Genomic DNA, 26,082 nt, shown 5'->3' with positions numbered 1-26,082 from the left:
GGTCGCGCCCGAGCGGGGTGGGTGTCGGGGTTGCCGCCGTGTGCGGCAACCCCTATCAGCCTGTTTAAAATCTACTGCGGGTGTCAATTACTGCGTTGCTGTCGCGCCGGCGCACCGGCTGCTCGGACCGAGCCTATCTGCCGGTATGCCGTACCATTGATATGTCTCGGCCACTGCCGGGGCGCCGGACCGGCTGCTCGCGCCTTGTACTTGACTCCCTCGCTACGATTTTTAACGTGCTGCTTGGGCCGGGCCCGGTTTACATCGCAGCTTCGATGCTGTTGACCAGCTCTTCAGCCGCTTCGGCGCTCGACATGTCGCCGTTGAAGTGCTGGGTCACCACGTCGTAGAGCGCGTTCTTGATCGCCGCGGGTGCCGCGTGACCGTGCGCCATCGAACCGAACAGGGAGCCGTTGCTGTTGGCGTCGGCGAGATCCTGCATGCCTTTCTTGCCGCAGTCGTCGAAGTCGTCGCTCGGCACGTCGGTGCGCGCCGGCACGGAGCCTTTGACCACGTTGAAGGCCGACTGGAAGGTCGGGTTCATGATCGAGGCGGCCATCTTGAGCTGCGCATCGGTGTCACCGTCGCCCTGGCCGAACATCGCGAACTGGTCAGAGTTGAACGTGACCGAACCCTGGGTGCCGGGGAAGCGGATGCAGACGAAGTCGGTGCCCGGGGTCTGACCGGCCTTGAGGAACTCGCCCTTGGCCCAGTCGCCCATCATCTGCATGCCCGCCTGGCCCTCGATGACCATCGCGGACGCGAGGTTCCAGTCGCGGCCGGAGAAGTTGTCATCGACGTAGGAGCGCAGGGTGGCCATGCGGTCGAAGACCTCGACCATCGTGTCGCCGCCGAGTGCCGCCGGGTCCAGTTCGATCATCGACTTCTGGTAGAAGTCGTTGCCCATCGACAGCACGACGGCGTCGAAAATGGTCGCCTCCTGCCAGGCCTGGCCGCCGTGCGCGAGCGGGGTGATGCCGTTGGCTTTCATCGCGTCCATGACGGCGACGAGCTCATCCCAGCTCTCCGGGGCCTTGCCGCCGGCGGCGTCGAGTGCGGCCTTGTTGATCCACACCCAGTTGGTCGAGTGGACGTTGACCGGGGCGGAAATCCAGTTGCCGTCGTGCTTGGCGAAGGCCTGCAGCGCAGTCGGCACCACGTCATCCCAGCCCTCTTCGCTGGCGACGCTGTTGAGGTTGCCGAGCGCGCCTTCTTTGGCCCAGTCGGTGATGTCGAAGCCGAGCATCTGCACGGCCGTCGGTGCGTTGCCCGCGGTGACGCGTGCGCGCAGGGTGGTCATCGCGGCTTCACCGCCGCCGCCGGCCACCGGCATGTCCTGCCAGCCCACACCTTGGGACTCCAGGTCCTGCTTGAGAACGTCGAGGGCAGCGGCTTCACCGCCCGATGTCCACCAGTGCAAGACCTCGACGTCAGCCGCGTTGGCCCCTGCCGTCGCCAGCCCGATGCTGAGCGCCAGCGCGGTTTTACCGGCCCATTTTGAAACGGTCATCCTCATCTCCCTCACGATGTCTGAAAGCGTTGTCGCCGATGCGGCGATCGATACCCGAGGCGGCAACATAGTGCCTGTACCCGTGGGAGAGGTATCGTAACGATATAGATTGCTGACGTCAAACCCTTTCAAAATATGACAATTTGACATCTGTAACGTTATAGGTAATTATTTTTCATATGGCCAAATCACCCACCCTCGTCGACGCCCCGCTGCGGCAGAAGCGGCCCACGCTGAAAACCGTGGCGGCCGCGAGCGGGCTCGCGGTGACCACCGTGTCGCGCGCGCTCAACGACGGCGACGACATCGCCCTGAAAACCCGCGAGCGCGTGAAGCGCATCGCCGCCGAACTCGGCTACGTGCCCGACCGCGCCGGTCGTGGGCTGCGCACCGGTCGCAGCCATGTGCTCGCCCTTGTGCTTGCGCCGCACGCGCGCGTCTCGGGCTACACCGCGTCGATCATTGCGGGTCTGAGCGATGTGTGCCGGGCGCAGGGCTACGAGCTGGCCATCACACCGGAGGAGGCCGACACCGACCCGCTGAGCACGGTCCGCTCCATCGTCGAAAACCGACGGGCTGACGGCGTCATCGTGTCGCGCATTCAGCCGCAGGACATCCGGGTACGCTACCTGCTGGAGTCGGGCTTTCCATTTGTCACGCACGGGCGTACCGAGCTGGCCTCGGCGCACGCCTACGTCGACTTCGACAACCAGGCGTTCACCGAGAGCGGCGCGCGGCGCCTCGCCGAGCGGGGTCGCACGCGACTGGCGCTGATCGGCGCGCCGGCGGACCTCACCTACGGCGCACACATGACCATGGGGTTCCTGCGTGGCGTGGCGCAGGCTGGCGTCGACGCGGTCGAGTTGCCCCAGGCGTTGTCTATCGAGACGCCCTTGCCGGTGATGCGCGCCGTGCTCGCGGAGGTCTTTGCCGGTGAGGCGCGGCCCGACGGGGTGGTGTGCGGGGGTGATCTGCCGACGCTCGCCGTGCTCGCAGCCATCCGCGATAGCGGCCTGACGCCCGGCGTCGACGTCGAGGTGTTCGCCAAACAGACGTCCGATGTGCTCGATCACACGCACCCGGCGATCGACACCTGCGTCGAAAACATCCAACACACCGGGCGCGAGCTGGCCGAGCTGCTGCTCAAGGCCGTGGCGGGCGTCGAGGTGCCCGCCGAGCTTGCGACCCTCATCGCGCCGGAGTACCGGTTGCGCACCGAGAAACCCTGACAGCAGGAAATACATGCCATGTCTGACACCCCTTTCAACCCCGGTCCGTTCATCGCCGCAGCCAAACGCGAGCTCACGAACAACAACAACGTCAAGGCCCATTTCGAGGCGATGCGCGATGTGGCACGCCGCCGTGTGGATGCCATCACCGACACGCACGCCAAGACGGGTGCTGTGGTGCCGGAGGTGTCGTTTGACCGGATTCGATCGAACAGCGTGTCGGACGAGGACATTGCTGCCATTCGGTCGCACGGCTGCGTCATTGTGCGGGGCGTGTTCGACACCAAGCAGGCCGAGGACTGGAACGCCGAGCTCGGCAGTTACCTCGCCACCAACGAGTACGAGGCACGGGCGAAAGAGAAAGCCGGGCTCGACAACTACTTCGGCGACCTCAAGGACGCCAAGCCGCAGATCTTCGGTGTCTACTGGTCGAAGCCGCAGGTGCAGGCGCGTCAGGCCGAGTCGATGGCCGTGACCAAACGCTTCCTCAACGGGCTCTGGGACACCGACGCACCGGCGGGCCAGGAGTTCGACCCGAACCACGACTACAGCTACGCCGACCGCACGCGCCGGCGGGCACCCGGCGATACCACACTGGGGCTGTCACCGCACATGGACGCAGGCTCCTACGAGCGCTGGGTCGACCCGGCCTTCCAGAAGATCTACGCCGACGTCTTCGCGGGCCGGGCCGAGCGGTACGACCCGTGGCGCGCAGCCTACCGCACCCAGACGCGCGAATTCTCCTCGCCGGCGGTGAGTTCCATGTTTCGCACCTTCCAGGGCTGGACCGCGCTGACCGAGCAGGGGCCGGGCGACGGCACACTCGAGTTGCTGCCGATGGTCGACGCGATCGGCTACGTGTTGCTGCGGGCCCTGCAGGATGACGTGCCCGAGGACGAGCTCTGCCTGGCGCGGCCCGGGCGTGCGCTTGGGGTGGACACCACCTGGCACGCCGACATCATGCCGGGCATCGTGCCGATCCAGACCGTCGCGCCCGGCGACACCGTTTGGTGGCACCCCGATGTGGTGCACGCGGTCGGCAACGAACACAACGGCGATGACTTCGCGAGCGTGATCTACATCGGCGCGAGTCCGGCCTGCGGCAAGAACCGCGCGTACGCCCTGCGTCAGAGTGCGAGTTTCCTGAGTGGCCGCAGTGCGCCCGACTTCGCCGCCGAGGACTATGAGGTGAACTTCGAAGGGCGTGCGACCGAGTCGGATCTCACCGAGTTGGGTCGGGCACAGCTCGCGCTCGACGCCTGATCGACCGGGCAGGGCAGGGACAACGCCGCCGGGTTGTGCTCGGCGGCGCGACCCGGCGATCCCGGCACCCGACCCGGTGGCGTGGCCGCCGTCGCAGCGGGCAGCGGCGGGCCGAAAGCTGACATAATTCCGGGCCCACGGGGTGCCGCCCGCGCGTGTCGGTGCCCTTCACCTTGAGCTGCGTGCGCCCTGCGTGCGGCCCCCGGACCCGCCCGCATGGAAATCACCGTCAACTTCCTCGACAACCTTCGGCTCGAGGCGAAATTCGACGACTTCACCGTGGTGGCCGATCAGCCCATCCGCTACAAGGGCGACGGGTCGGCGCCGAGCCCCTTTGACTACTTTCTCGCGTCGTCGGCGTTGTGTGCGGCCTACTTCATCCGCGTCTACTGCCTCGCACGCGACCTGCCGACCGACGACATCCGGGTGTCGCAGAACAACATCGTCGACCCCGAGAACCGCTACAACCAGATCTTTCAGATCGACGTTGCGCTGCCGGACACCCTGTCAGAGAAAGACCGCCAGGGCATCTTGCGCGCGGTGGACCGCTGCACGGTCAAGAAAGTGGTGCAGGCGGCCCCCGATTTCCGCATCGAGGCGACCGACCCCCACGCGGCCGACGCGCAGGCACTGCTGGTGTCGCAGGACGACGACGGCACCCGCACGCGCATCCCCGGCAAGGACGCCGCCCTCGAGGACACCATCGCGCGCCTGACCGACACGCTCGCGGCGCTCGGCATGAAGATCGAAGTGTCGTCCTGGCGCAACATCTTGCCCAACGTGTGGTCGCTCAACATCCGCGATGCGGCGTCGCCCATGTGCTTCACCAACGGCAAGGGCGCGACACGGAACAGTGCACTGTGCTCGGCCCTCGGGGAATTCATCGAGCGCCTGAGCTGCAATTTCTTCTACAACGATCAGTATTTCGGGCCGGAACTCGCCGGGGCCGAGTTCGTGCACTACCCGGAGGAGCGCTGGTTTCCGCTCGAGGCCGACGACGCGCTGCCCGAAGGCATCCTCGACGCACACTGCCGTGCGGTGTTCGACCCCGACGGGGAGCTGCGCGGCTCTCACCTTGTCGACACCAACAGTGGCCGTGCGGACCGGGGCATCTGTTGCATTCCCTACCGGCGACGCTCGGACGGTGAGACCGTCTACGTGCCGAGCAACCTGATCGAGAACCTGTTCCTCAGCAACGGCATGAGTGCCGGCAACACGCTCGCCGAGGCACAGGTGCAGGGCCTGTCGGAGATATTCGAGCGTGCGGTCAAGCGCGAGATCATCGAAAACGAACTCGCCTTGCCCGACGTGCCCGAGGCGGTGCTCACCCGCTATCCCGATGTGCTCGCAGGCATCGCGGCACTCGAGGCGCAGGGCTTTCCCGTGCTGGTCAAGGACGCGTCGCTCGGTGGCCGCTTCCCGGTGATGTGTGTGACGCTCCTGAACCCGCGCACCGGTGGCGTGTTCGCGTCCTTCGGCGCGCACCCGCAGTTCGGCGTGGCGCTGGAACGCAGCTTGACCGAACTGTTGCAAGGGCGCAGTTTCGAGGGGCTCAACGACGTGCCGCGGCCGACCTTCAACAGCCAGGCGGTGCGTGAGCCCGAGAACTTCGTCGAGCACTTCATCGATTCGACCGGCGTCGTGTCCTGGCGTTTCTTCAGTGCAACCGCCGACCACCCGTTCTGCGAGTGGAATTTTGCTGGTTCGACGGAAGACGAATGCACGCAGCTGTTCGAGGTGCTCGATGGCCTCGGCAAGGATGCCTACGTCGCGGTGTTCGACCACCTCGGTGTGCCGGCCTGCCGCATCCTGGTGCCCGGCTATTCGGAGGTGTACCCCGTCGAGGACCTGATCTGGGACAACACCAACAAGGCGATCGCGTTTCGCGAGCCGATCCTCGGCCTGCACCGCCTGGATGACGACGACTTGCGCGACCTGGTGGCGTCACTCGAAGACAGCGAGCTCGACGGGTACAGCGACATCCGCACCCTGATCGGTGTCGAGTTCGACGAGAACACCGTCTGGGGACAGTTGACGATCTTCGAGCTGGGTCTGTTGATCCACCTGGCGCTCGGCGACGCCGACGCCGCGATCGAATCGCTCGAGGCGCTGCTGCAGTACAACGACAACACGATCGATCGAAACCGCTTTTTCCACGCGCTGCACGCGGTGCTGACCGTGACGCTCGACGCGGAGCTTGCGCTCGACGACTACCGCGACAATTTCAGCCGCCTCTACGGCGAGCAGACGGTCGCGGCCGCCGTGGGGTCGGTCTCGGGCGAGGTGCGGTTTTACGGTTTGAGTGAAACCGACATGGCGCTCGCGGGCCTCGACCGCCACTTGCGCCTGCTCGAGAGCTACCGCAAGTTGCACGGCTTCCGACGCACGCGTGCGACAACGCGTTGAGACGGCAGCGCAGGGTGGTTCAGGAGAAGACGAGCCGAAAGCCCTGGTGGGCCGTGCTGGTCTCCGGGGTGGTGCCGGTGCGCGCCGCGATGCGGTAGCGGAAGCAGTAGCTCTTGTGGCACAAAAACGAGCCGCCCTTGAGCAGTTTGCTGCCCTTGGGTTTGTTGGCGAGGTCGCGCTTTTTCTTCGACAGCGAGCGCAGCACGAGCGGTTCGGCGATCCACTCCCAGACGTTGCCGCACATGTTGTAGAGGCCGTAGCCGTTCGGCTCGTACGAGCGGGCCGGCGCAGTGGCGGTGTAGCCGTCGAGGGCCGTGTTGTGCATCGGGAAATCGCCTTGCCAGATATTGCAAGGCTGAAACTCGTTGTCGTCCGGCTCGCGGTGGCCCCAGGGGAAGGGGATGTCGCCGTGGCCACCGCGCGCCGCGTGCTCCCACTCGGCTTCGGTGGGCAAGCGCCCGCCCGCCCAGTCGGCAAAGGCCTGCGCGTCGTGCCAGCTCACGTGTACGACAGGGTGGTCCGGCAGGCACTGCGCCTCGGTGCCCGGGCCGTTGATCGCGCGCCAACTCGCGCCGTCGACGCGTCGCCACCAGGCGGCTTCCTGGGCGCCCAGCGTATCCGCCACGGCGCCGGCCACCTGGTGGTGAAACACGTACGACCAGCCGTAGCGTTCGGCTTCGGTGCGGTAACCGGTGTCGTCCACGAAGGCGGCGAACAGCGCGTTGGTCACGGCGGTCTGCATCATGTGAAAGGCCGCGACCTTCTTCTTGCGGCGCGGGCCCTCTTCGTCGAGCTGGATCACCGGGTGGTGCGTGCCGACGATAGCGTTGCCACCGGGAATCGCGCACACCGCAATTTGCGGTGTCGCGTCAGCGGCCGGCGACGGGGGTGTGTCGGTTGGGACGCGGGTGGACGGTTCGTGCTCTGACGGACCGCGGGCGGCGTCGGGGGTGCAGCAGCGGTCTCCGTTCATGGCGTCGTCGGGCGCGGCGGGTGTCCGAGCATCATACAATGGCGCTCCCCCTTCCCGGAGCCTCGCCACGGTGACCGTCCCGCTTGACCTCGACTTCGTGCGCGCCCAGTTTCCCGCCTTCGCCGAACCCACGCTCAAGGGCCAGGCACACTTCGAGAACGCCGGCGGTTCCTATGCCTGTGGGCAGGTGATCGACCGCCTGCACCGCTACTACTGCGCGACCAAGGTGCAGCCCTACCACCCGTTTCCCGCGGCAGCGGAGGCCGGGGCGCAGATGGACGCGGCCTACACCGCGTTGGCGCGCTACCTGAACGTCGACGTCGACGAGGTGCACATCGGCCCATCGACCACCCAGAACACCTACGTGCTGGCCCGGGCCATGGCGACCGGCCTGCTCGTGCCCGGCGACGAGCTCATCGTCACCAACCAGGACCACGAGGCCAACGGTGGCAGTTGGCGACGGTTGGCCGAGCGCGGGGTGGTGGTGCGGGAGTGGCGGGTGGATGCCCAGACCGGGGAGCTCGACCCGGCGGAGCTCGACGACCTGATGACCGAGCGCACGCGGTTGCTCTGTTTCCCGCACTGTTCGAACATCGTCGCGCACGTGAACCCGGTCGCGGCGATTTGCGCCCGCGCCCGCGCGGCGGGGGTTGCGACGGTTGTCGACGGCGTGTCCTACGCCGGCCACGGCCTGCCGGACGTCGACGCACTGGGTTGCGACGTGTACCTGTTCTCGCTCTACAAGGTGTACGGCCCACACCAGGGGGTGATGGCGGTGCGGCGCGGGTTTGCGGAACGGCTGGACAACCAGAGCCATTTCTTCAACGCCGGCGAGACGCGCAAGCGGCTGGTGCCCGCCGGGCCGGATCACGCGCAGGTCGCTGCCTCCGCTGGTGTGGCAGCGTACTTCGATGCGCTTGACGCACACCACGGCGGGGCGGACGACGATGGGCGGCCGGCACGCGTGCGGGCGCTCCTGCACGCGGCCGAAACACGCTTGCTCGGCGGCCTGCTCGACGCGGTCACCCGCGTGCCGGGGCTGCGGCTGCTCGGGCCCGGTGACGCCGCGCGCCGCGCGCCGACGGTGTCGCTCGCGACGCCGGGCCGTGACCCGGTGGCGCTGGCGCGCGCGCTCGGGGAGCGTGGGGTGATGTGCGCAGGCGGCCACTTCTACTCGTACCGCACGGTCGAGGCGCTCGGCCTGGACCCGAGCGAGGGCGTTTTGCGGTTGTCCTTTGTGCACTACACCAGCGACGCCGAGGTGGATCAGGCGATTGCGGCGTTGGACGCGGTGATGCACGCGTGAGCCTCGACGACACCGACCGGGCGCTGCTGACCGCCCTGCAGCGCGATGCCCGGCTGACCAACCAGCAGCTCGGCGACAGCCTGCACCTGTCCGGCTCGCAGGCCGGCCGGCGACGCCAGGCACTCGAAGCGGACGGGGTGGTGCAGGGCTACCGCGCGCACGTCGACGCGGCGCGCGCGGGCTTGAGCGTGCAGGCCTTTGTCCAGGTGGTGCTCACGAGCCACGACCGTGCACACGCCGCGGACTTTCTCAGCCACTGCCATGCGTCGCGCGAGGTGGTGTCGGTCTGGGCCTTGACCGGCGACGCGGACTACCTGTTGCGGGTGTACTGCGCCGACCTCGGCCGCTTCAACGCCGTGCTGCAGAATGACCTGTTGCAACACCCGGCCGTCGCGCGCGTGCACAGCCAGATCGTGCTCGACCAGGTCAAGGACGACGCCGCGCTGCCCATCTAGCCACGCTGAAGACGCGCGGGCGCGCGCTCGTCTACGCCGACAGCGTCTGGGCCAGCATGAAGGGGTTGCCGTCGGGGTCGAAAAAGGTCGCGAGCTTGACCATGTCCGGGATCACGAGGGTCTCGCCGTCGAAGCGCACGCCCTCGGCCTCGAGCGCGCTGCGGGCCGCGTCGCAGTCGGCGACACCGAACACCGGCACGGTGCTGCTCGGCGTCACCGACTCGGCGTCGCCGAAGCCGAGGGTGACGCCCGGTGTGTTGGTCGCAAGTTCGGTCCAGCCGGCCTCCTCGATCGAAAACACTTCTTTGAAGCCGAAATGCTGCGTGAACCAGGCCGCGGTGCGCGCGCGGTCCGTGACGGACACGGCGAGGGTGATCGTGTCCTGCGTCGAGACGGTGGGCATGGCTTCTCTCCAGGTCCGGTATTAAGTATAGTAACTATACTATATGGACACTTTATTCCTCGTCAATTTGTGCGCGCGCAGTTGGGCCGTGACGGCCCTGGCGCTGATCGCACGCGGCACGGTCGCCCGCACCTCACCCCTTGCCGCTGCCGCCGGCTGCGGTCGCACGGCGATGACCGCCAGCGTCGAGCACCTCGTGTCGCTTGGCCTGCTGGAGGCGAACCCGGGCTACGGTCACCCCTTGCGCCCGGCGTACCGGTTGACCCCGGCGGGTGCGCGCGTGGCCGCGTGGGCGGAGACGCTCGATTCGGCGGTGCCCCCAGCCGTCGACCGCGCGCTGTTGCGCGGCAAGTGGACCCTCGCCGTGCTGCACTGCCTCGACCGTGAACGCCGCTTCGGGGAATTGCGGGCCACACTCCAGCCGGTGACCGACCGTGCGCTCTCGGCCAGCCTGGGTCGCCTCGCGGCCGAGCGGTGGGTGACGCGGCAGGTGTCCACGCACACGGCGCCGCCGAGCGTGCTGTACCGCGTGCGCCCGAGCCACGAGCCACTCGTGCGCCAACTCCACCGGCTCCCCGCGGTAGCCTGAACACCAATCAATTCCTCGTGACACTCGGACGCCCGTCGATCGCGGCGTTGTCACACGTTGTTTGGAGTTGGCGTGTGTGCTCTCGCACACGGGATCTGAACGCGCTCATAGTGCAGTGCTTGCAATATGGCTGTGCAGTCCGACGTCCCGATTTGCTTGGGTTGCGTACGGTCGTCCTGTCCACCCGTCTCGAATGTACGTTCGCTCGATCAACATTCGTTTACAACTGCTACAGCGGTGGCGTGGGGGGCCGATGCCCAGTGTGATTTCAATGGATAGCAACGTTCTCAGGAAGCTGAACCGTTGCGGCGTCTCGTCTGGGCGTCTCGTTACACACTGGTGGTTATGAAGATGCTCTTTTTCAAGAACATGACGCTCTCAAAAAAGCTTGGTTTGATTCTCTTTGTCCCCTTGCTGGCAATGTCGTATCTCAGCTATGAAGAGGTCGCGATCAACCTCAAGGAAATCCGCGACGCCGAAGCGGTCGCCGCCGTGCCACCGTATTTCGAGGCGTTCAGCGCTGTAGTGCACGAGCTGCAAAAAGAGCGCGGAAACTCCGCGGGCTTTCTCGGCTCCAAGGGCACCAAGTTTGGCTCGGAACTGCGTGAGGCGCAAACCCGCAGCGACGGCGTGATCGCCAAACTCGCCAGCGTACACGAGCAATACCAACACCTCGGAAAGCCAATCGTGGTCGAGGGCGCCACGGCGATTCTGGCCTCGCTCGAAGATGTACGCAGCACCCGCGAGCGGGTCGCAGCGCAGACCATGACGGGCAAGCAGGCGCTCGGCTACTACACCGGCATCATCAACACCATTCTCGACCGCATTGGTGCGGTCTCGAAGGAAGCCAACACCGGTGCGGTCGGCAGTAAGGTGTCGGGTTTCCACGCGGTGCTGAACATGAAGGAAGCGGCGGGCATCGAACGCGCGCTCATCGCCACCACCTTTGCCGACAAGCAGCTGCCTTGGGGCCGCTTGCAACGCATCATCCAGTTGGCGGCGACGCAGGACGCGAACGCGGCCAACTTCCGCGCCTTTGCCGCCAAGGACCAGCGCGCGGTGCTCGACGCAGTCAAGGCGACCGGCGGCTACGCCGCGGCGTTGGCCACGCGCGGGTTGATCCTTCGCATCGGGCAGGGCACAGAGTCGTTCGACGCGCTCAACCGCGAGCCGGTGTCGGTGTTTGCCGAGCAGAGCGTCAAACTCGATGAGCTGAAGAAGGTTGAGGACAAGCTCGGCCGAGACATGGTCGAGATGGCCACCAGCCTCAAGGACAGCGCCTGGGCACACCTGGTGTTCGTGATCGTGCGTGCCGCGATCGTGCTTATGTTGACTGTGATTGCGGCCGGCTTCCTGGTGCGGGCGATCGTTTCGAACATCCGCGACGCGGTGGGCTTTGCCCAGGATCTCGGCGAAGGCAAGCTCAACGGCAACATCCCGCAGGGCAGCGACGACGAGATCGGCCAGTTGCTGAACGCACTCGGCGCGACGCAGCAGCGCCTGACCGACGTCATCAGCGAGATTCAGAGCTCCTCGCTCGAGCTCGACAGCGGTGTCAACGAGATTGCTCACGGCAACCAGCACCTGAGTGAGCGCACCCAGGCACAGGCGGTGAACCTCGAACAGATCACCAAGAAGATGCACACGCTCTCGGACATGGTGTCGAGCTCATCCAGCCGTCAGAACGAGGGTGACAACATGGCTGAGCAGGCGCTCGAACTGACCACCAAGTGCAGCGAGATGGTCAAGCAGCTCTATTTCTCGATGCAGGAAATCCGCGACTCGAGCAAGAACATCATGACGATCACCTCGGTGATTGACGAGATCGCCTTCCAGACCAACCTGCTGTCGCTGAATGCGGCGGTTGAAGCGGCGCGGGCTGGCGAACAGGGCAAGGGCTTCGCAGTGGTCGCGGCGGAGGTGCGCCAACTCGCCCAACGCAGCAGCTCGGCGGCAAGCGAGATCAACGAGTTGATCGACACCGGCGTCAACAAGGTCAGCAAAGGTGGCGAGCTCGCCGAGACGGCGCGCAACTCACTCAACGAGGTGCAGGACGCGGTGCGCTCGGTCAGCGACGTGATGCGCGAGTTGTCACAGAACAGTCAGGACCAGGCGACCGACATCGGCAAGATCTCCGACATGCTTCACGAGATCGAGACTGTCACGCAGCAGAACACCGCGCTGGTTGAAGAGGTTGCAGCGGCGAGCGAGATGATGAACCAGAGCTCGTCGGGCCTCAGCGAAGTCACCAAGTTCTTCGCGCTCAAATGACCTGACCGCACTGCGGAAAGAGGCCGGCAACACGCCGGCCTTTTTTTGTGCCTGGCGACAGCCGGTGTGCTCTGGCGTACGGCATTCCACGCCTGACGTCAGACCCGCGCGGCCAAAGCGACCTGAAGTCGTCTGCACGCGCCGGACACCCGGCGGCTTGCAACGGTATTTTTGCGTTTTTCGCAAGGCGGTGTAGCACCCAGGTGATTTTGGGCCTTCGGATTGCAAGGACAAACCGTTCAACGTCAAGCTGGGATTTCAGGATGAAATCTGCGAACGGTCTCGGACGATTTTCACTCGGTAGAAAGCTCGCGCTCATTCTGCTGCTGCCGCTGGCGCTTTCCGCTATATTCATCGTTGAAGAGCTCTACATCGGCTTTCTCTCCATCGAGGAGGCCGAGGAAATACGCACCTTGCCGCCGTATTTCGACGCCATGAGCAACGCCATCACCGAACTGCAGAAAGAGCGCGGCATGTCCGCGGGCTTCCTGAGTTCCGGTGGGGCGAAGTTCAACAGCGAACTCGAGCAGCAGCAGCGGCGCACCGACAAGGTGATCGCCGAGCTCGCGACCGTGCGCGGCAAGGTGGCGCCCGAGCTGTCGGCCGGCATCGAGAAGCTCATGGCCGATGCGCGCGAGCTCGGCAACACGCGCAAACGCGTCGCGCTGCAGTCGCTGGGCGTGCCGGCCGCGATCAAACTCTACTCGGACTTCATCGCACAGATCCTCAACCAGGTGGGCGCGGTGGCGCGGACCATCGAAATCGGCGAGGTCGCGGGCATGTCGGTGGGCTACCACGCGGTCCTGAACGTGAAGGAAGCGGCGGGCGTCGAGCGCGCGCTGCTCGCGTCGGTGTACGGCTCGAAGGCCGTCACCTTGGGCACCTTCGAGCGCATCATCAAACTCGCACAGTCGCAGTCGACCAACCTGCAGAACTTTGTCTCCAGCGCCTCGGAAGGCCAGCGCAAACTGATGAACACCGTGCTGACCTCGTCGGCCTACGAGGAGGCCGTTGCGTCGCGCGAAATCGTGCTCAACGTGTTCCGCGAAGGCCTGAAAGGCGACACCTTCCGACGCGACCCGGTGGAGGTGTTCGCCCAGCAAACGCAGAAACTCGACAAGCTGCGGATTGTCGAGGAGCGCTTGCAACTTGACATGTACGCCAAGGCCGACACCAAGTCCGCTCAGGCCTGGAACTTCATCATCTTCATCATCGCCGAGACGCTGATCGCCGTCTCAATCACGGTGTTCCTCGCAACTTTCCTGGTGCGCTCAATCCTCGGCAACGTGCGCAACGCGCTGGCTGCCTCCCGCAGGCTCGGCAGCGGCGACCTGACCAAGCGCTCGGAAGTGAAATCGCGCGACGAGGTGGGGTTGGTGCTGAGCTCGCTCAACGAAACCAAGGATCACCTTGTTGGTGTCATCGGCGACATCCAGAACACCTCGCGCGAATTGGACGTCGGCATCAACGAGATTGCGGTGGGCAACCAGAACCTGAGTCAACGCACGCAAGAGCAGGCGCAGGCGGTGCAGACCATCAACGACCGGGTCACGGCCGTGTCAGAATCGGTCGTGCAATCGGCTGCCAAGCAGGCTGACGGCGATCGCATGGCGCGCGAAGCCTACGAACTGACCGCCGGGTGCACCGGCATGGTGTTGGACCTGTACCGGTCGATGGACGACATCAAGGCGTCGAGCAAGGACATCATCACGATCACCTCGGTGATCGACGACATCGCGTTTCAAACCAACCTCTTGTCGCTCAATGCGGCGGTCGAAGCGGCACGGGCCGGCGAAATGGGCAAAGGCTTTGCGGTGGTCGCCGCGGAGGTCAGCCAACTCGCTCAGCGCAGCAGCTCGGCCGCCAGCGAGATTTCCGGGCTCATCGAAACCAGCGTCGGCAAGATCAAGAAAGGCGGGGCGGTGGCGCAGAACGCGCGCAAGTCCCTGACCGAAGTGCAGGAAGCGGTGCACGCGGTGAGCGCGCTCATGCACGAGTTGTCCGAGACCAGCCAGGCGCAGGCGGAGGAGATCGGGCACATCGACAACATGGTCGATGACATCGAGGAGCTTACGCGCCGCAACGCGTCTCTCGTTGAAGAGGTGGCTGCCGCAAGCGAAACGCTCGGCCAGGGTTCGGGCGAGCTCACCCGCGTCACCGCGTTTTTCAAGGTGTAACCCGGCGCGCCCGGGCGGGCGGTTCATGGTCCAGTGCCGCTGTGTCGGTGAGGGCCGTCAACACCTGGTCCAGATTGCGGTGTTGGGCGGGCGTCAAGGCCGCGAGCGCCTCCGCCTGGTAGCGAGCGGCGGCGGCGGACAGCCGGCGCATCAGGCGTTTGCCGTCGGCGGTCAGGGTCAACGTGCACAGCCGGTGGTCGTCCGGGTCGACGGTTTTTTGCACCTGACCGCGCGCCTCGAGGCGTGTGACCGCGCGTGACACCGTGGATTTCTCGAGCTCGGTGCGGTGCTGGATGTCGCGCACGCTGACCGACGGCGCCTGGGAGAGGTGGGCGAGCACGCGCCACTCGGCGTTGTTCAAACCGTGGGCGTCACGGTAGTAGGCCGCAAAGCCCCGGCTGGCCCGGTGCGCAAGCAGGTTCAGTCGGTAAGGTAGAAAGCGGTCGAGGTCGAAGGCCGTCATGCTGGCACCGGGGTCGGGATCGCGTTAGGCTAGCCTACATCGTTGCAATTGCAACGAACAAGCAGGCACAACCCCGTGAGCACACCGCCACCGCACGACACCCGCTACGGCACCACCCCCGACTACCTCTCGGGCTTCGGCAACGACTTTGAAACCGAGGCACTGCCGGACGCGTTGCCGAACGGGCGAAACTCGCCGCAGCGGTGCAACTACGGCCTCTATGCCGAGCAACTCTCCGGGTCGCCGTTCACCGCGCCGCGTGGTAAGAACGAGCGCAGTTGGCTGTACCGCATCCGCCCCTCAGTCACGCATGTCGCGCGCTTCACCAAGCGCGTGTTGCCGCACTGGTGCAGCGCGCCGAACGTGCACCCCGACGTGATCTCGCTCGGTCAGTACCGTTGGGATCCGCTGCCGTTCCCGGCCGATGAAACCCTCACCTTTGTGACCGGCATGCGCACCATGACCACCGCGGGTGATGTCGGCGTGCACACCGGCATGGCGAGCCACGTCTACCTCGCCAACCAGGACATGGTCGATTCCTGCCTGATCAACGCCGACGGCGAGATGCTGATCGTGCCGCAGCTCGGCCGTCTTCAGCTCGACACCGAGTTCGGGCGAATCACCGTGGGCCCCCTCGAGATCGCCGTGATCCCGCGCGGTGTCACTTTCCGCGTGGCGGTGCTCGACGGCGAGGCGCGCGGCTTTGTGTGCGAGAACTACGGGTCGCCGTTCACGCTGCCCGGGCGCGGCCCGATCGGCGCCAACTGCCTGGCCAACCCGCGCGACTTCAAGACACCGGTCGCGCGCTACGAGGACAACGACCGCCCGCACCGGGTCACGATGAAGTGGTGTGGTCAGTTTCACGACACCGAGATCGGCCACTCACCGCTGGACGTGGTGGCGTGGCACGGAAATTACGCGCCGTACAAATACGACTTGCGCACCTTCTCGCCGGTCGGCGCGATCGCCTTCGACCACCCGGACCCGTCGATCTTCACCGTGCTCACCGCGCCGACGGCCGAGGAGGGCACCGCCAACATCGATTTCGTGATCTTCCCGCCGCGCTGGTTGCCGCAGGAAGACACCTTTCGGCCGCCGTGGTACCACCGCAACGTGATGTCCGAGTTGATGGGCAACGTGTACGGTGAGTACGACGCGAAGCCGCAGGGCTTCGTGCCCGGTGGTATCAGCTTGCATAATTGCATGTTGCCGCACGGCCCGGACGCCGACGCCTTCGAGAAGGCCTCGCGTTCACCTTGGGATCCTGTCAAACTGGAGAACACCCTGGCGTTCATGTTCGAGACGCGGTTTCCGCAGCAGCTGACGCGCTTTGCCGCCACCGAGGCCCCGCTGCAGGACGACTATGCCGCGTGTTGGGCCGGGCTTGAGAAAAAGTTCGACGGGTCTCCGGGCCTGAAGTGAGTCGCGACGCATGACCCTGATCCCGAGCTGGCTCGACGCGGCTAACGCACCCGATGGCCCCTTCCCGGTCAACAACCTGCCGTGTGGGGTGTTCTCGCCTCCGGACGGCGCACCGCGCTGCGGTGTGGCGCTGGGCGACCAGGCGATCGATGTCGGGGCCCTGGTGGCCGCCGGCGTTGTGAAGCTTGATGCTGCACTCTTCGCCGAGCCCAGCTGGAACGCGTTCATGGCGGCCGGTGCGAGCGTGTGGCAACACCTTCGCGACCGCCTGCAAACGTTGCTCGCCGCCGACGGAGACCGCGTGCTGGCCGAAGACCCGGCGCTCCGGCAGCGCGTCTTCCACCCGTTGGCGCACGTCCGGTTGCACCTGCCGTTCGAGGTCACCGAGTACACCGATTTCTACGCCGGGCGCGACCAGGCGACCAACGTCGGCACCCTGCTGCGCGGCGCCGAAAACGCACTCTCGGCCAATTGGTTGCACATACCGATCGGCTACAACGGGCGCGCATCGAGTGTGGTGGTGTCGGGCACCAACGTCCACCGCCCGCTCGGGCAACGCAAGCCCGCGGGTGAGCCCGACCCGGTGTTCGGGCCCAGTCGTCGGCTCGACTTCGAGCTCGAGCTGGGCGCGGTGGTGGGAACGGGCAACCCGCTTGGGCGGCCGGTCTCGGTGGCCGAGGCGGACGCGATGATCTTCGGCTACGTGTTGCTCAACGACTGGTCGGCGCGCGATATACAAGCCTGGGAATATCAGCCGCTCGGTCCGTTTCAGGCCAAGGCGTTCGCCACCAGCATCAGCCCGTGGATTGTCACGCGCGCGGCGCTGGAGCCGTTTCGCGTAGCGACCCCACCGCGCGACAAGCCGCTGCTGCCGTACCTGCGTGACGAGGGTGCGCTGTTGTACGACATCGACTTGTCGGTGGATTACACGCCGGTGTGCAGCGGCACCGCGACGCGGGTGACCCGCACCAACTACAAGCGCATGTATTTCGCGTCAGCGCAGCAGTTGGCGCACCACGCGGTGGGCGGGTGTGCGATGCGCCCAGGCGACCTGCTCGGGTCCGGCACCATCTCAGGCCCCGAGCGGCACAACTGCGGCAGCTTGCTCGAGCTCGCCTGGGGCGGTCAGGAGCCCCTCACCCTCGACTGCGGCGCGACTCGATCGTTTCTCGAAGACGGCGACACGGTCTGCCTGCGTGGTGAGGCGCGTGGTGACGGCGTCACCGTCGGCTTCGGCGAGTGTACAGGCACGGTCCTGCCGGCGGTCGCTGACCGCTTCGTCTGAGACCGCGCGTCAGAGGCCGACCGCGTCGAGCAGCGCCAGCACCTCGTCCCGCCGGTTGAGGCGATCAAGCCAGGCCTCGGGTATGCCGCCCTCACCGACGCAGCCGTAGACAGCGCCCGCCACCGCGCCGATGCACATGGCGCGGCCGCAGGAATCGCCGCCGGCCAGGATGTTGAGCCGCACCGCGTCGCTGAACGACCCCGCCGTCAGCAGGATGTGCGCGGCACCCGGCATGCCGTAGACCAGTTGGCAGCTCATGCCGATGTCCTTGACGACGTCGATGGACGAGTCCGCGAGTCGCGACTGCACCGATTCGAACAGCGGCTTGAAGGTCTCGCCGCCGTCCATCAGGGCGGCGCGGAAGGCGGTGGCCATGTCACCGGTGGTCAGGGCTTCGCGCAGGAAGGTGCTGAACACCTGGCCCGCCTCGACCGCCACCGCGGTGTCGTTGGTCACGCGCACCGCCGACTCGACCGCAGCGGCGAGGTCGGGTGCGTCGCAGTGGTGTGCCACCAGGGCCGGCAGCTTGGCGATGGCCGGGAGCTGTTCGTCTTGCGCGCCCACGTGTTCGCGCGCTGCAACCAGGGTGTCGGCGAGGCGGAGCGCGTAGGCCACGGTCTCGTCGTCGTCGTGGCTGCGCCGCACCGCGGCTTCGATGCCGTCGCGCAGGGCCGCCCCTTCGAACAGGGCGAGGTTCGCCGTGACCTTGGTGATCAGCGCCTGCTGGTCGCTGGCGGATCCGGCAAACGGCAGGGCCCTGGCCGCGGCCATCGCGTTGGCGTCGGCGCGAGCGAGGTTGTCCAGCGTGTCCCGGGTCGGGTGGTCGATGTAGCCGACGTAGGGGCCGCCGTAGCCGAACACCGCGCGGAAGTGGTCCTCGTAGTGGCGTTGCACGTAGCGCCCGCTGTTTGCGGCCAGCGACTGAAGCAGCGTGATTGCTTGTTCGCCGTACTGCGAGACGTCGCCTGGTTGCTTGGTCGGGTGGGCGAAGTAGGCCGGATAACCCTCGAAGTCGGCAGCCGAGGTGTCGCAGAACTCGGGCGTGGCGCCGCCGAGTTCGCGCACGCGGTCCTGGTCGTAGAGCCAGTGCAGGCCGAGCGCGGCGGCATCGGCGACGAGTGCGCCGAGAACGGCAGAGCGGCGGGGTGAGTGCGTTGACATGGCGAGGGTTCCGTTGGGGCGTGCAGGCAGTGTGTGGCAAGTGAGACCGGGGCGGCGCCCGGTCGTTCGGGCCCTGCACGCGGTCGTGTTGCAGGTGGTGCGCTATAGCGCACAAGGCGGGGCGGTGCGGTAGACAAGCTCGGCTGCATTGATTGCAGTGCGGGGCATGAGCACCTCAGCGACCTCGATGTGACCTCCACGGCGTCCGTCGACGCCTTCGCCGCCACGTTGGACAGCAACTGCGGCGCGTTCCGCTGCCAAGCGACGCGTTTCGCCACCGAGTCGGATCGCGCGTCGCCGTTGACCTCGGCATCGGCCGTGAAGATGGCTTGGGCCGCGCGCCGGGCGCCGGGCGCGCCCCAGCGTCAGTGTCGCACGCTGCAAGGCCGCGAGTCGTCGGCTGCCACGACAGCCGCGCCGCAATCCGTAGGCTGATCACCGCGGCACCGGGCCCGGCTGCCGCACTGATCTGACAGCCGAGGAGCCCTGGCGATGAACCGAACAGACGACAGCCGCGCGGTCAGCGCGGTGGTGGCCGCGTACGAGCGCGGCACGCGCGACCGTGATGTCGAGACCCTCAAAGGGGTGTTCCACCCGAACGCCGTGATGACAGGCTACCTCGGGCCAAACAAGCTGATCGGGTCGCCAGAGCCCTTCTACGCCCACCTCGAGGCCAACCCGCACCCGGACGACGCCTACACCGCCGAGGTCGTCGAGGTCGAGGTGGTCGGGCGCACGGCGCGCGCGCGGCTGGTCGAAGACAACCTCTACGGCCTGTCTTTCGTCAATGACTTCCACCTGATCAACGAAGACGGCCAGTGGTCGATCGTCTCGAAGCTTTTTCACCACGACTGAGCCGGTGGCGTGCGGCCGCTCAGCGCGCGTTGCGCAGGGCGCGTTTGACGATGTAGCGCGTGGCGTCGGTGTCGGAATCGGCGGTCCAGGCGGCGCAGCGTGCCGCAACCCAATCCGGTTGCGATTTGTAGGCGTCGTTCAGCCAGTTTCCCACCGAATCCTGCACGTAGCGGCTCGGGTCGGCGCGGAGCGTGTCGAGCAGTGGCCCGGCGAGACCGGGCTTGTCTTTCAGGGCGCCGATGTGGCTGCACCACACCCCACGCGGCCGCAGGGCCTCCGACGCAAAGCGGCGCACGTTGGCCGAGCGGGCGCGTGCCCAGGGCAGCAGCAGCGTCAGCGCCGCGTCGAGCTCGGCCGCCAGTTGCGGGCGCAGCGCCAGCCACGCCCACTCGCGTACGGCGAAGTGCGCGTCGTCGGCGAATGGGCGGATCGCGGTCAGTTGCTGGCGCAGGCTGCGGGTGCCGTGGCTGGCGACCACGTAGGCGCCCCAGCCGCGCACGGTGTCTGACGGGTGTGTCTGGCAGCGCGCCACCGCGTCGTGTCCGAGGTGGTTTTGCACGCGCTCGGCCGCCAGTGCCATGCGGCGGGTGATGCCGAGCGTCGCGGGCACCGGCTCGACGTCGTCCGTGTCCAACACACGGGCCAGCAGGGTGTTGAAATCGATCGCGAGGGCCTCGGCCAGCGTGGCGGTTTCCGCGGTGCCGGCTTCCAGCTCGCGCAACACCTCAGCCGGGACGTCGGCAACCCGAGAAACGCCCTTGCGTTTTTTCGCCGGGCTCATGCGGCGGCGTCGAGCTGGCAGCCCGTGACCGTGATCCGGTGCATTTCCCGGCGATGGCCGTCGTAGTCGTTGATCGCCTTGTGCCAGGTGGCGCGGTTGTCCCAGATCGTCAGGTCGCCGACCCGCCAGCGCACGCGGCAGTGGAAGGTCGGGTCGGTGCAGTGGGCGTAGAGGTCGTCGAGCAGCGCACGCGACTCGGCGGCGTCGAGTCCGTCGATGCGCGTGGTGAACACCGGGTTGACGTAGAGGCAGGTGCGGCCCGACAGCGGGTGGCGGATGGCCACGGGGTGGAGGCTGCGCTGGGTGGCCGCGCGGGCGTTCTGAAACCGGGTGCGGTCGTCGCCCTCGAGCGCCGCTCGCCCGAACACGTGTTCGCTTTCGTGCCAGGCCTTGAGGCCGAGCAGGCGCGCGCGCAGGTCTGCCGGCAGGGCGTCCCAGGCCGCGGCCATCGACACGAACACCGTGTCACCGCCAACGGTTGGCACGTCGCGCGCCAGCAGCAGCGAGCCGAGCGCCGGTTCGGTGTCGTAGGAGTGATCGGTGTGCCAGCCTTCGCCGATGGCCGTGGTGTGCGTCGCTTCCTTCACCACCAACGCAATTTCCGGGTGGTTCGGGTGCGGCGTGAAGAAGCGGTTGATGTTGATCTCGCCGAAGCGCCTGGCCAATGCGATGTGCTGGGCCGGGGTGATGTCGGTGCCGCGCAGGGTGACCACGCCGTACTGCGCCAGTGCGGCGCGGATGAAGTCGACGTCGGTGTCGGGGTTGCAGTGGTAGAGGTCGGCGCCGAGCGCGCCGGTCATCGGTTCGGCGCGCGGCGTGCCGACGCGCAGTGGTGCAGCAGGCGGGGCGCTCACGCCTTCGCTGCGCGCGCCGCGGCGACGTCGGCGTTTCTCAGCGGTTGGTCCGGGGCGTTCAGCACCGCAGGGTCATAGGGGTCGCGCGCGAACACCTCGCGCACCATCGGCGCGAAGAACGCGAGCGGCAGGTTGTCGTAGTCGGGGTCGAAGCTCGACTGGTCCCAGCGCTCGCAGAACTCGGCACAGTCGTCGAAGTATCTCGCACCCTCGTACCGATCACGTTTGTGCGGGTTGGCGCCGACGTGGTGGCCGTAGTAGATCATCTGGAAGTCGCCGTGCTTCTCGACGACCCAGCGGCACTGCTCGCGCACGAAGGGCTTGAGCACCGTCGCGGCGTACTCGTCGTGGTTGTAGGGTGCGAAGATGTCGCCGATGTCGTGCAACAGCGTCGAGACCACCCAGTCGATGTCCGCGCCGTCGCGCCAGGCACGGGTGGCCGATTGCACCGAGTGGCCCATGCGTGTGATCTGGTAGCCCGACAGGCCTTCGTCAAGGTGTTCGAGTGCGCCCAGCAGGCGGTCGGCCGTGCCTTTGGTGTACTCGATCTCGTGCTCGGTGAGGAAAGCGTAGTCGGCTTCGGTGCCGTCTTTCATCTGGGTGAAACTGACGTGGTCCACGGCGGTTCTCCTCGGCGCGCTAGCGGCTTTCGCTGGCGTACATCGCGACGTCCTGCTCAGCGCCCTTGGTCAGCGCGGCAGCCTGATCGTCGCGGATGCGCGCGTAGAGTTCAAGGCTCGCCGGCGTGAACGGCTCCGGAGGCGCGACGTAGTGCACAAAGTTGCCGTGCAGGTCAGCGCCACGGACCAGCATGGCGTAGTCACGGTCGGCCACGTGTTGCACGGCCTCGGGCGCGACGAAGCGGATGGCGAAACCGAGGCGGCGGTCGTCACTGGTGTTCGGGCCGGAGCCGTGGATGGTCAAGCCGTGGTGCAGCGACATCTGCCCGGGTTGCAACTCGATGTAGGTCCGGTCCGACTCGGCGACGTCGACCGCGACTTCCTGGCCGCGCGAGAGCAGGTTTTCGTCGGCGAAGGTGTCGTTGTGCGGCAGGATCGGGTTCTTGTGGCTACCCCGTGCCAACGCCATGCAGCCGGAGGTACGCGTCGCCGGTGAAAGTGCCAGCCACGCCGTGACCTGCTTGGACGTGGCGCCAAGGCCCCAGTAGGTCAAGTCCTGGTGCATCGAGACGATCTTGTCCGAGTGCGCGGCCTTGTCGAAGAACTCGGCACCCCAAACCAGCAGGTTCGGGCCGAGGACGCCTTCAACCACATCCAGGATGCGGCGATCGCTCGCGAGTTTCGCCGCAAGTGGCAGCACCACCGGTGTGTTCACCCGCAGGTACTGGTTGAGTGGGCTCGGCAGGCTGCCGTCCGGGTAGGCGGTCTCGGTGGCTTCGACGCCGGCGCGCCAATCGGCGGCCTCGGCCTCGTCCATGATCGGAATCGGGAACAGAAACCCGTCCTCCCAGTACTGCTCGACCTGGGCGGTGTCGAGTCGACCTTGGTTAAGTGCGACGGCTGGCATGCTGAGTCCTCCGACAGGCTGGGTGTGTGCTGACCGGCAGTCTAGCGAAGCACGGTCGCGTTGAGCCATGTAATACTTGCCCATAAGGAAAAGTAGAACTTATCTAATTGTGAGCTTATCGCGGATTCCGTCGCTGAACTGGTTGCGGGTGTTTGCCGCTGCGGCCCGCGCGGAAAGCTTCGCGCTGGCGGGCCAGGCGCTGCACATGAGCGCGCCGGCCGTGAGCCAGCAGATCAAGGCCCTCGAGTCGCACCTTGGCGTCGAGCTGTTTGTGCGCGGGCCGCGGTCGGTGGCCCTGAGCGCGCATGGCCGCGCCTGGCTGCCGGCGGTGGAGCACGCGATGGTGTCGCTGGAAACGGCGACTGACGGGCTCTTCGGGCCGCGTTTGCAGACGCCGTTGCACGTTCAATCGGTGTTGCTGTTTGCGGTCGGCTTCCTCGGCAGCCGAATCGGGGCGTTCCAGGCCGCGTACCCGGACACCCGGTTGCACCTGAGCACCCGCGAAGACGCGGTCAGTTTCGAGGAGCGCGTGCCGGGCCTGCATATCGTCTTCGGTAGTGTTGCAGGGCGCGGCGACCTTGCAGACGTTTTGTGCGGTGAGCACCTCTGCGCGGTGGCGCGCCCTGACATTGCTGCGGCGATCGAATCACCCGAGGACCTGCTGCAACACAGCCTGTTCGAAGTCGCGACCCACGCCGCAGGCTGGCTTTACTACCTCGACGCACTCGAACTCGCAAACACCGCCGGTCGATTTGTCTACACCGACTCCACCGTTTACAGCTTCAGCCTGGCTGCCGGTGGCGCCGGAGTTGCGTTGGCGCGCTCACCGGTGAGCGATGACCTGCAGCGGCAATTCGGCCTGGTGCCGTGCCTGGACACGCGCGTTGCGGGTCGGCAGAGCTACGCGTTGATTCGCCCTGCGCAGCACGCGGCGTCGCCTGCGGTCAGTGTGTTCAGAGACTGGCTGTTGGCACAGTGCGCGCCCTACCGGGACACCGAGACGACTTGACCGTGCTCAGGCGGTGAGCTGCTGGCATGCGCTGGCATAAGCCTGCTCGAACACGCCCACCCAGCCGGCGTTGTAGCCCTCGCGCATGTCGCGCGCGGCCTCGCCAAAGGCCTCCCAGTGGCTGTGGGTGAGGGTGACCCGCGTGCCACCGTCGTCCAGCGCGGTGAAGCGCACGTCCACGGTACTGGCGTCGCTCTGGGGGCGGCCGATGTGCCAGTCCAGCGTCAGCCGTGACGCGGGCTCGTAGCAGCTCACCGTGCCCCACTGCTCGGTTGTGCCGTCGTGCGTGGTCTCGAGCACGCGACCGCCAACGTGCGCTTCGATCAACACGTGCTGTGCGCAGTGCCCGGCCATCGCCGAGACACTGTGCTTGTCCAGCGGCCACCAGCTCGCCGTCTCGGTGACAAAGACCCGAAACGCCGTGTCGGGGCTGCAAGGCACATCGAGGGTTTTGACAACGGGTTCAATCACAGTCGGTCTCCTGTCGGGCGTGAATGGCAGCGCCGAAGGCGTCGAGCACGTCGGTCCAGTAGCCGTCGACGTAGTCGCGCAGGCTGTCGAGGCCGGCCTGGCGCGCCGACACCAGGCTGCGCCGGCCCGCGGTGTCCACGGTCACGAGACCCGCCCGCTGCAACACCTTCACGTGCTGCGAGACTGCCGGTCGGCTGATGGGCAGGGTGCGCGCCAGTTCGCCCACGCTCCGTCGGCCGGAGCGCAGCTGTTCGAACAGGTGGCGACGACTCGGGTCAGCCAGGGCGCTGAAAATCAATTGGTAAGTCATGACTTACCATAAGCCGCGCAGGGGGCGGCGTCAAGGTGACGGGACAGTGTTCAAGAGCGGAAGCGCGCTCAGGCGGCGCGTGTGTCGTCGTGGCCGGGCAGGGCGAGGGTGCCGAGAAAAATCGCGCTGGCGGCGAACGCGAGCACGGTGAACAGCGCGCCAAAGCCCCAGGTGCCGTGCAGCCAGCCGATCAGCGGCACAGCCGAGGCCATGACCGAGAAGGTCACGATGTAGCGCGCTGCAAACGCGCGGCTGCGCCACGCGCTCTTGGCCATACGCCCGACCAGGACGTCGTTGATCGGGATCTGCCCGAACACGGCGAGCATGAACGCGACCGCAACGACGAGGGCCGCAGCCCCGGACGAGGAGATCATCACCGTGAAGAGCACAGCCTGGCACAGGGCGACGACCATGAAGATGCGCTTGACGTCGTGGCGGTCCAGCAGGAAGCCGACGACCAGCTGGGCGAGGGCCGCCAGCGCAAAGACCAGAAAGCTGTAGACCCCGACGGCACTCGCGCTCTGCGCCATGTCGCCCAGGCGTTCATCGAGAATCTTGGGCAGCGCAAAGGTTGTGCTCTGGAACACCAGGCCGCCGACGGCGGTGGTGAAGAAGATCACCGCGAACACGCGGATCACGGTGGCGCGGTCGTGGCTGGCAGCATTGGCGTTGGCGCTCGCAGGCGCGTCGTCGTGGCGGTCCGCGGGCTGGCGCACGAAGTGCGCGTAGGCCGCGCCCACCAGCAGGCACACCACCCCGGTGGCCGTGAACGCGGCGCGCCAGCCGGCCCAGTCGATCATCAAGCCCGTCACCAGCGCCGCACTGGCAACGCCGAGGTTGCCCCAGACGCCGTTGATCGCGAGCGGCATGCCGGTGCGGGTGCGGCCTTGCACCACCATCGAGAGCCCGACGGGGTGGTAGATGGCGGCGAACACCCCGAGCACGCCGAGCGCGAGGGCCATGTCGGCAGGGGTGTCGCTGCGCGCGGCCAGCAGGCAGGCGCCGCCGATGCCGAAAAAGAACACCACCATCATGCCGGGCCGGCTCCAGCGGTCGGCGAGCCAGCCGGCCGGGATGGCGCACACCCCGAACGCGACGAAGCCCGGTGTGGCGTAGGGGATCAGCTCGGCGTAGCTCAGACCCCACTCCGCCGCCAACTGCACCGCCGCCGCGGTCGCGAAGATCAGCAGCACGAAGTGATCGAGAAAGTGCCCGATGTTGAGGTACAGGAATTCCCGTTGGCGGTGGGTCATGAAGTCGTGCTGCGAACCGTGTCGCCGGAGTATGCCTGTACGGCCGACCGGTACCCAAGGGCGGGGCGCGACTTCGCCGTGGTGCTGTGCTTGAATAGCGCACCCGGAG

General features: G+C 66.7%; 24 protein-coding genes. 12 read left to right on the top strand and 12 right to left on the bottom strand.

The window, feature by feature from the left end; genetic code table 11:
* Positions 1-259: 259 nt before the first annotated feature.
* Positions 260-1,510 carry an ABC transporter substrate-binding protein gene (locus AAGA11_06940; protein MEM9602580.1) on the bottom strand — a complete coding sequence of 417 codons (1,251 nt, stop codon included), beginning with the start codon at positions 1,508-1,510 and terminating at the stop codon, positions 260-262.
* A 179-nt stretch (positions 1,511-1,689) separates the two neighbouring features.
* On the opposite strand from AAGA11_06940, the gene AAGA11_06935 reads away from it, so the two are divergent.
* From AAGA11_06935 to AAGA11_06925, 3 genes are all read left to right on the top strand, one after another.
* Entirely contained in the window at positions 1,690-2,739 is a 1,050-nt protein-coding gene (locus AAGA11_06935) for a LacI family transcriptional regulator (GenBank protein ID MEM9602579.1), read from the top strand.
* A gap of 18 nt (positions 2,740-2,757) precedes the next feature.
* The gene (locus tag AAGA11_06930; protein MEM9602578.1) at positions 2,758-4,002 is read left to right on the top strand and encodes a YbiU family protein; all 1,245 of its coding nucleotides are present in this window, start codon (positions 2,758-2,760) and stop codon (positions 4,000-4,002) included.
* A 216-nt stretch (positions 4,003-4,218) separates the two neighbouring features.
* Complete coding sequence (locus AAGA11_06925; protein ID MEM9602577.1) at positions 4,219-6,408, top strand: OsmC domain/YcaO domain-containing protein; 2,190 nt, start codon at positions 4,219-4,221, stop codon at positions 6,406-6,408.
* 19 nt (positions 6,409-6,427) lie between these two features.
* On the opposite strand, the gene AAGA11_06920 is transcribed toward AAGA11_06925, so the two are convergent.
* Positions 6,428-7,381, bottom strand: a complete 954-nt coding sequence (locus AAGA11_06920) for a formylglycine-generating enzyme family protein (GenBank protein MEM9602576.1) — start codon at positions 7,379-7,381, stop codon at positions 6,428-6,430.
* Positions 7,382-7,451: 70 nt separating this feature from the next.
* Here AAGA11_06920 and AAGA11_06915 point away from each other — a divergent pair, with 70 nt between their 5' ends.
* Both AAGA11_06915 and AAGA11_06910 read left to right on the top strand, forming a co-directional pair.
* The gene (locus AAGA11_06915) at positions 7,452-8,687 is read left to right on the top strand and encodes an aminotransferase class V-fold PLP-dependent enzyme (protein ID MEM9602575.1); all 1,236 of its coding nucleotides are present in this window, start codon (positions 7,452-7,454) and stop codon (positions 8,685-8,687) included.
* Complete coding sequence (locus AAGA11_06910; protein ID MEM9602574.1) at positions 8,684-9,142, top strand: Lrp/AsnC family transcriptional regulator; 459 nt, start codon at positions 8,684-8,686, stop codon at positions 9,140-9,142. The genes AAGA11_06915 and AAGA11_06910 overlap by 4 nt, the downstream gene beginning before the upstream one ends.
* Positions 9,143-9,173: 31 nt before the next feature.
* Here AAGA11_06910 and AAGA11_06905 read toward each other — a convergent pair whose 3' ends face one another.
* Positions 9,174-9,545, bottom strand: a complete 372-nt coding sequence (locus tag AAGA11_06905; protein MEM9602573.1) for a VOC family protein — start codon at positions 9,543-9,545, stop codon at positions 9,174-9,176.
* Between the two features lie 43 nt (positions 9,546-9,588).
* On the opposite strand from AAGA11_06905, the gene AAGA11_06900 reads away from it, so the two are divergent.
* The 3 genes from AAGA11_06900 to AAGA11_06890 all read left to right on the top strand — a co-directional run bounded on the left by AAGA11_06900 (position 9,589) and on the right by AAGA11_06890 (position 14,582).
* A complete protein-coding gene (locus AAGA11_06900; protein MEM9602572.1) occupies positions 9,589-10,134 on the top strand; it encodes a winged helix-turn-helix transcriptional regulator in 546 nt (181 codons plus the stop codon).
* Positions 10,135-10,479: 345 nt separating this feature from the next.
* Positions 10,480-12,405: a nitrate- and nitrite sensing domain-containing protein gene (locus AAGA11_06895; GenBank protein ID MEM9602571.1), complete on the top strand. Its 1,926-nt coding sequence runs from the start codon at positions 10,480-10,482 to the stop codon at positions 12,403-12,405.
* A 263-nt stretch (positions 12,406-12,668) separates the two neighbouring features.
* Positions 12,669-14,582 carry a nitrate- and nitrite sensing domain-containing protein gene (locus tag AAGA11_06890; GenBank protein ID MEM9602570.1) on the top strand — a complete coding sequence of 638 codons (1,914 nt, stop codon included), beginning with the start codon at positions 12,669-12,671 and terminating at the stop codon, positions 14,580-14,582.
* Here AAGA11_06890 and AAGA11_06885 read toward each other — a convergent pair.
* Positions 14,572-15,045, bottom strand: a complete 474-nt coding sequence (locus AAGA11_06885; GenBank protein ID MEM9602569.1) for a MarR family winged helix-turn-helix transcriptional regulator — start codon at positions 15,043-15,045, stop codon at positions 14,572-14,574. The genes AAGA11_06890 and AAGA11_06885 overlap by 11 nt on opposite strands.
* Before the next feature lie 75 nt (positions 15,046-15,120).
* Here AAGA11_06885 and hmgA point away from each other — a divergent pair, with 75 nt between their 5' ends.
* Positions 15,121-16,467: a homogentisate 1,2-dioxygenase gene (gene hmgA / locus AAGA11_06880; protein MEM9602568.1), complete on the top strand. Its 1,347-nt coding sequence runs from the start codon at positions 15,121-15,123 to the stop codon at positions 16,465-16,467.
* A gap of 10 nt (positions 16,468-16,477) precedes the next feature.
* The gene (gene fahA / locus AAGA11_06875; protein MEM9602567.1) at positions 16,478-17,752 is read left to right on the top strand and encodes a fumarylacetoacetase; all 1,275 of its coding nucleotides are present in this window, start codon (positions 16,478-16,480) and stop codon (positions 17,750-17,752) included.
* 9 nt (positions 17,753-17,761) lie between these two features.
* On the opposite strand, the gene AAGA11_06870 is transcribed toward fahA, so the two are convergent.
* The gene (locus AAGA11_06870; GenBank protein MEM9602566.1) at positions 17,762-18,913 is read right to left on the bottom strand and encodes an ADP-ribosylglycohydrolase family protein; all 1,152 of its coding nucleotides are present in this window, start codon (positions 18,911-18,913) and stop codon (positions 17,762-17,764) included.
* 492 nt (positions 18,914-19,405) lie between these two features.
* On the opposite strand from AAGA11_06870, the gene AAGA11_06865 reads away from it, so the two are divergent.
* The gene (locus tag AAGA11_06865) at positions 19,406-19,768 is read left to right on the top strand and encodes a nuclear transport factor 2 family protein (protein ID MEM9602565.1); all 363 of its coding nucleotides are present in this window, start codon (positions 19,406-19,408) and stop codon (positions 19,766-19,768) included.
* A gap of 19 nt (positions 19,769-19,787) precedes the next feature.
* Here the strand turns inward: AAGA11_06865 and AAGA11_06860 are convergent, their stop codons facing one another.
* The 4 genes from AAGA11_06860 to AAGA11_06845 are packed head-to-tail and all read right to left on the bottom strand — an operon-like array spanning position 19,788 to position 22,930.
* Entirely contained in the window at positions 19,788-20,549 is a 762-nt protein-coding gene (locus AAGA11_06860) for a DNA alkylation repair protein (protein MEM9602564.1), read from the bottom strand.
* Positions 20,546-21,403 (bottom strand): TauD/TfdA family dioxygenase, encoded by an 858-nt coding sequence (locus AAGA11_06855; protein MEM9602563.1) that lies wholly within the window; start codon positions 21,401-21,403, stop codon positions 20,546-20,548. The genes AAGA11_06860 and AAGA11_06855 overlap by 4 nt, the downstream gene beginning before the upstream one ends.
* Positions 21,400-22,023: a peptidase gene (locus AAGA11_06850; protein MEM9602562.1), complete on the bottom strand. Its 624-nt coding sequence runs from the start codon at positions 22,021-22,023 to the stop codon at positions 21,400-21,402. The genes AAGA11_06855 and AAGA11_06850 overlap by 4 nt, the downstream gene beginning before the upstream one ends.
* Positions 22,024-22,042: 19 nt before the next feature.
* Positions 22,043-22,930 carry a phytanoyl-CoA dioxygenase family protein gene (locus tag AAGA11_06845; protein ID MEM9602561.1) on the bottom strand — a complete coding sequence of 296 codons (888 nt, stop codon included), beginning with the start codon at positions 22,928-22,930 and terminating at the stop codon, positions 22,043-22,045.
* Positions 22,931-23,039: 109 nt separating this feature from the next.
* On the opposite strand from AAGA11_06845, the gene AAGA11_06840 reads away from it, so the two are divergent.
* Positions 23,040-23,939, top strand: coding sequence for a LysR family transcriptional regulator (locus AAGA11_06840; GenBank protein ID MEM9602560.1), 900 nt, complete (start codon positions 23,040-23,042; stop codon positions 23,937-23,939).
* A gap of 6 nt (positions 23,940-23,945) precedes the next feature.
* Here AAGA11_06840 and AAGA11_06835 read toward each other — a convergent pair whose 3' ends face one another.
* The 3 genes from AAGA11_06835 to AAGA11_06825 form a co-directional block, all read right to left on the bottom strand.
* Positions 23,946-24,410 (bottom strand): SRPBCC family protein, encoded by a 465-nt coding sequence (locus AAGA11_06835; protein ID MEM9602559.1) that lies wholly within the window; start codon positions 24,408-24,410, stop codon positions 23,946-23,948.
* Positions 24,403-24,720 (bottom strand): metalloregulator ArsR/SmtB family transcription factor, encoded by a 318-nt coding sequence (locus AAGA11_06830; GenBank protein MEM9602558.1) that lies wholly within the window; start codon positions 24,718-24,720, stop codon positions 24,403-24,405. Before AAGA11_06830 ends, AAGA11_06835 begins: the two co-directional genes overlap by 8 nt.
* Before the next feature lie 68 nt (positions 24,721-24,788).
* On the bottom strand, positions 24,789-25,973 hold the full coding sequence (locus AAGA11_06825) for an MFS transporter (protein MEM9602557.1): 1,185 nt from the start codon (positions 25,971-25,973) through the stop codon (positions 24,789-24,791).
* Positions 25,974-26,082: the final 109 nt, after the last annotated feature.

This window comes from Pseudomonadota bacterium, from assembly GCA_039196715.1.
In the GTDB taxonomy this organism is placed as follows: domain Bacteria; phylum Pseudomonadota; class Gammaproteobacteria; order CALCKW01; family CALCKW01; genus CALCKW01.
Note: the sequence above shows the minus strand (reverse complement) of the source record. Positions and strands in the feature narration are given on the sequence as shown.

Bases quoted from the DNA above. Each gene is read 5' to 3' on its own strand.
- AAGA11_06865 (MEM9602565.1), top strand. From the start codon at position 19,406: ATGAACCGAACAGACGACAGCCGCGCGGTCAGCGCGGTGGTGGCCGCG.
- AAGA11_06890 (MEM9602570.1), top strand. From the start codon at position 12,669: ATGAAATCTGCGAACGGTCTCGGACGATTTTCACTCGGTAGAAAGCTC.
- AAGA11_06860 (MEM9602564.1), bottom strand. From the start codon at position 20,549: ATGAGCCCGGCGAAAAAACGCAAGGGCGTTTCTCGGGTTGCCGACGTC.
- AAGA11_06895 (MEM9602571.1), top strand. From the start codon at position 10,480: ATGAAGATGCTCTTTTTCAAGAACATGACGCTCTCAAAAAAGCTTGGT.
- AAGA11_06900 (MEM9602572.1), top strand. From the start codon at position 9,589: ATGGACACTTTATTCCTCGTCAATTTGTGCGCGCGCAGTTGGGCCGTG.
- AAGA11_06935 (MEM9602579.1), top strand. From the start codon at position 1,690: ATGGCCAAATCACCCACCCTCGTCGACGCCCCGCTGCGGCAGAAGCGG.
- AAGA11_06920 (MEM9602576.1), bottom strand. From the start codon at position 7,381: ATGAACGGAGACCGCTGCTGCACCCCCGACGCCGCCCGCGGTCCGTCA.
- AAGA11_06825 (MEM9602557.1), bottom strand. From the start codon at position 25,973: ATGACCCACCGCCAACGGGAATTCCTGTACCTCAACATCGGGCACTTT.
- AAGA11_06830 (MEM9602558.1), bottom strand. From the start codon at position 24,720: ATGACTTACCAATTGATTTTCAGCGCCCTGGCTGACCCGAGTCGTCGC.
- AAGA11_06885 (MEM9602569.1), bottom strand. From the start codon at position 15,045: ATGACGGCCTTCGACCTCGACCGCTTTCTACCTTACCGACTGAACCTG.
- AAGA11_06870 (MEM9602566.1), bottom strand. From the start codon at position 18,913: ATGTCAACGCACTCACCCCGCCGCTCTGCCGTTCTCGGCGCACTCGTC.
- fahA (MEM9602567.1), top strand. From the start codon at position 16,478: ATGACCCTGATCCCGAGCTGGCTCGACGCGGCTAACGCACCCGATGGC.
- AAGA11_06925 (MEM9602577.1), top strand. From the start codon at position 4,219: ATGGAAATCACCGTCAACTTCCTCGACAACCTTCGGCTCGAGGCGAAA.
- AAGA11_06845 (MEM9602561.1), bottom strand. From the start codon at position 22,930: ATGCCAGCCGTCGCACTTAACCAAGGTCGACTCGACACCGCCCAGGTC.
- AAGA11_06905 (MEM9602573.1), bottom strand. From the start codon at position 9,545: ATGCCCACCGTCTCGACGCAGGACACGATCACCCTCGCCGTGTCCGTC.
- AAGA11_06940 (MEM9602580.1), bottom strand. From the start codon at position 1,510: ATGACCGTTTCAAAATGGGCCGGTAAAACCGCGCTGGCGCTCAGCATC.
- AAGA11_06930 (MEM9602578.1), top strand. From the start codon at position 2,758: ATGTCTGACACCCCTTTCAACCCCGGTCCGTTCATCGCCGCAGCCAAA.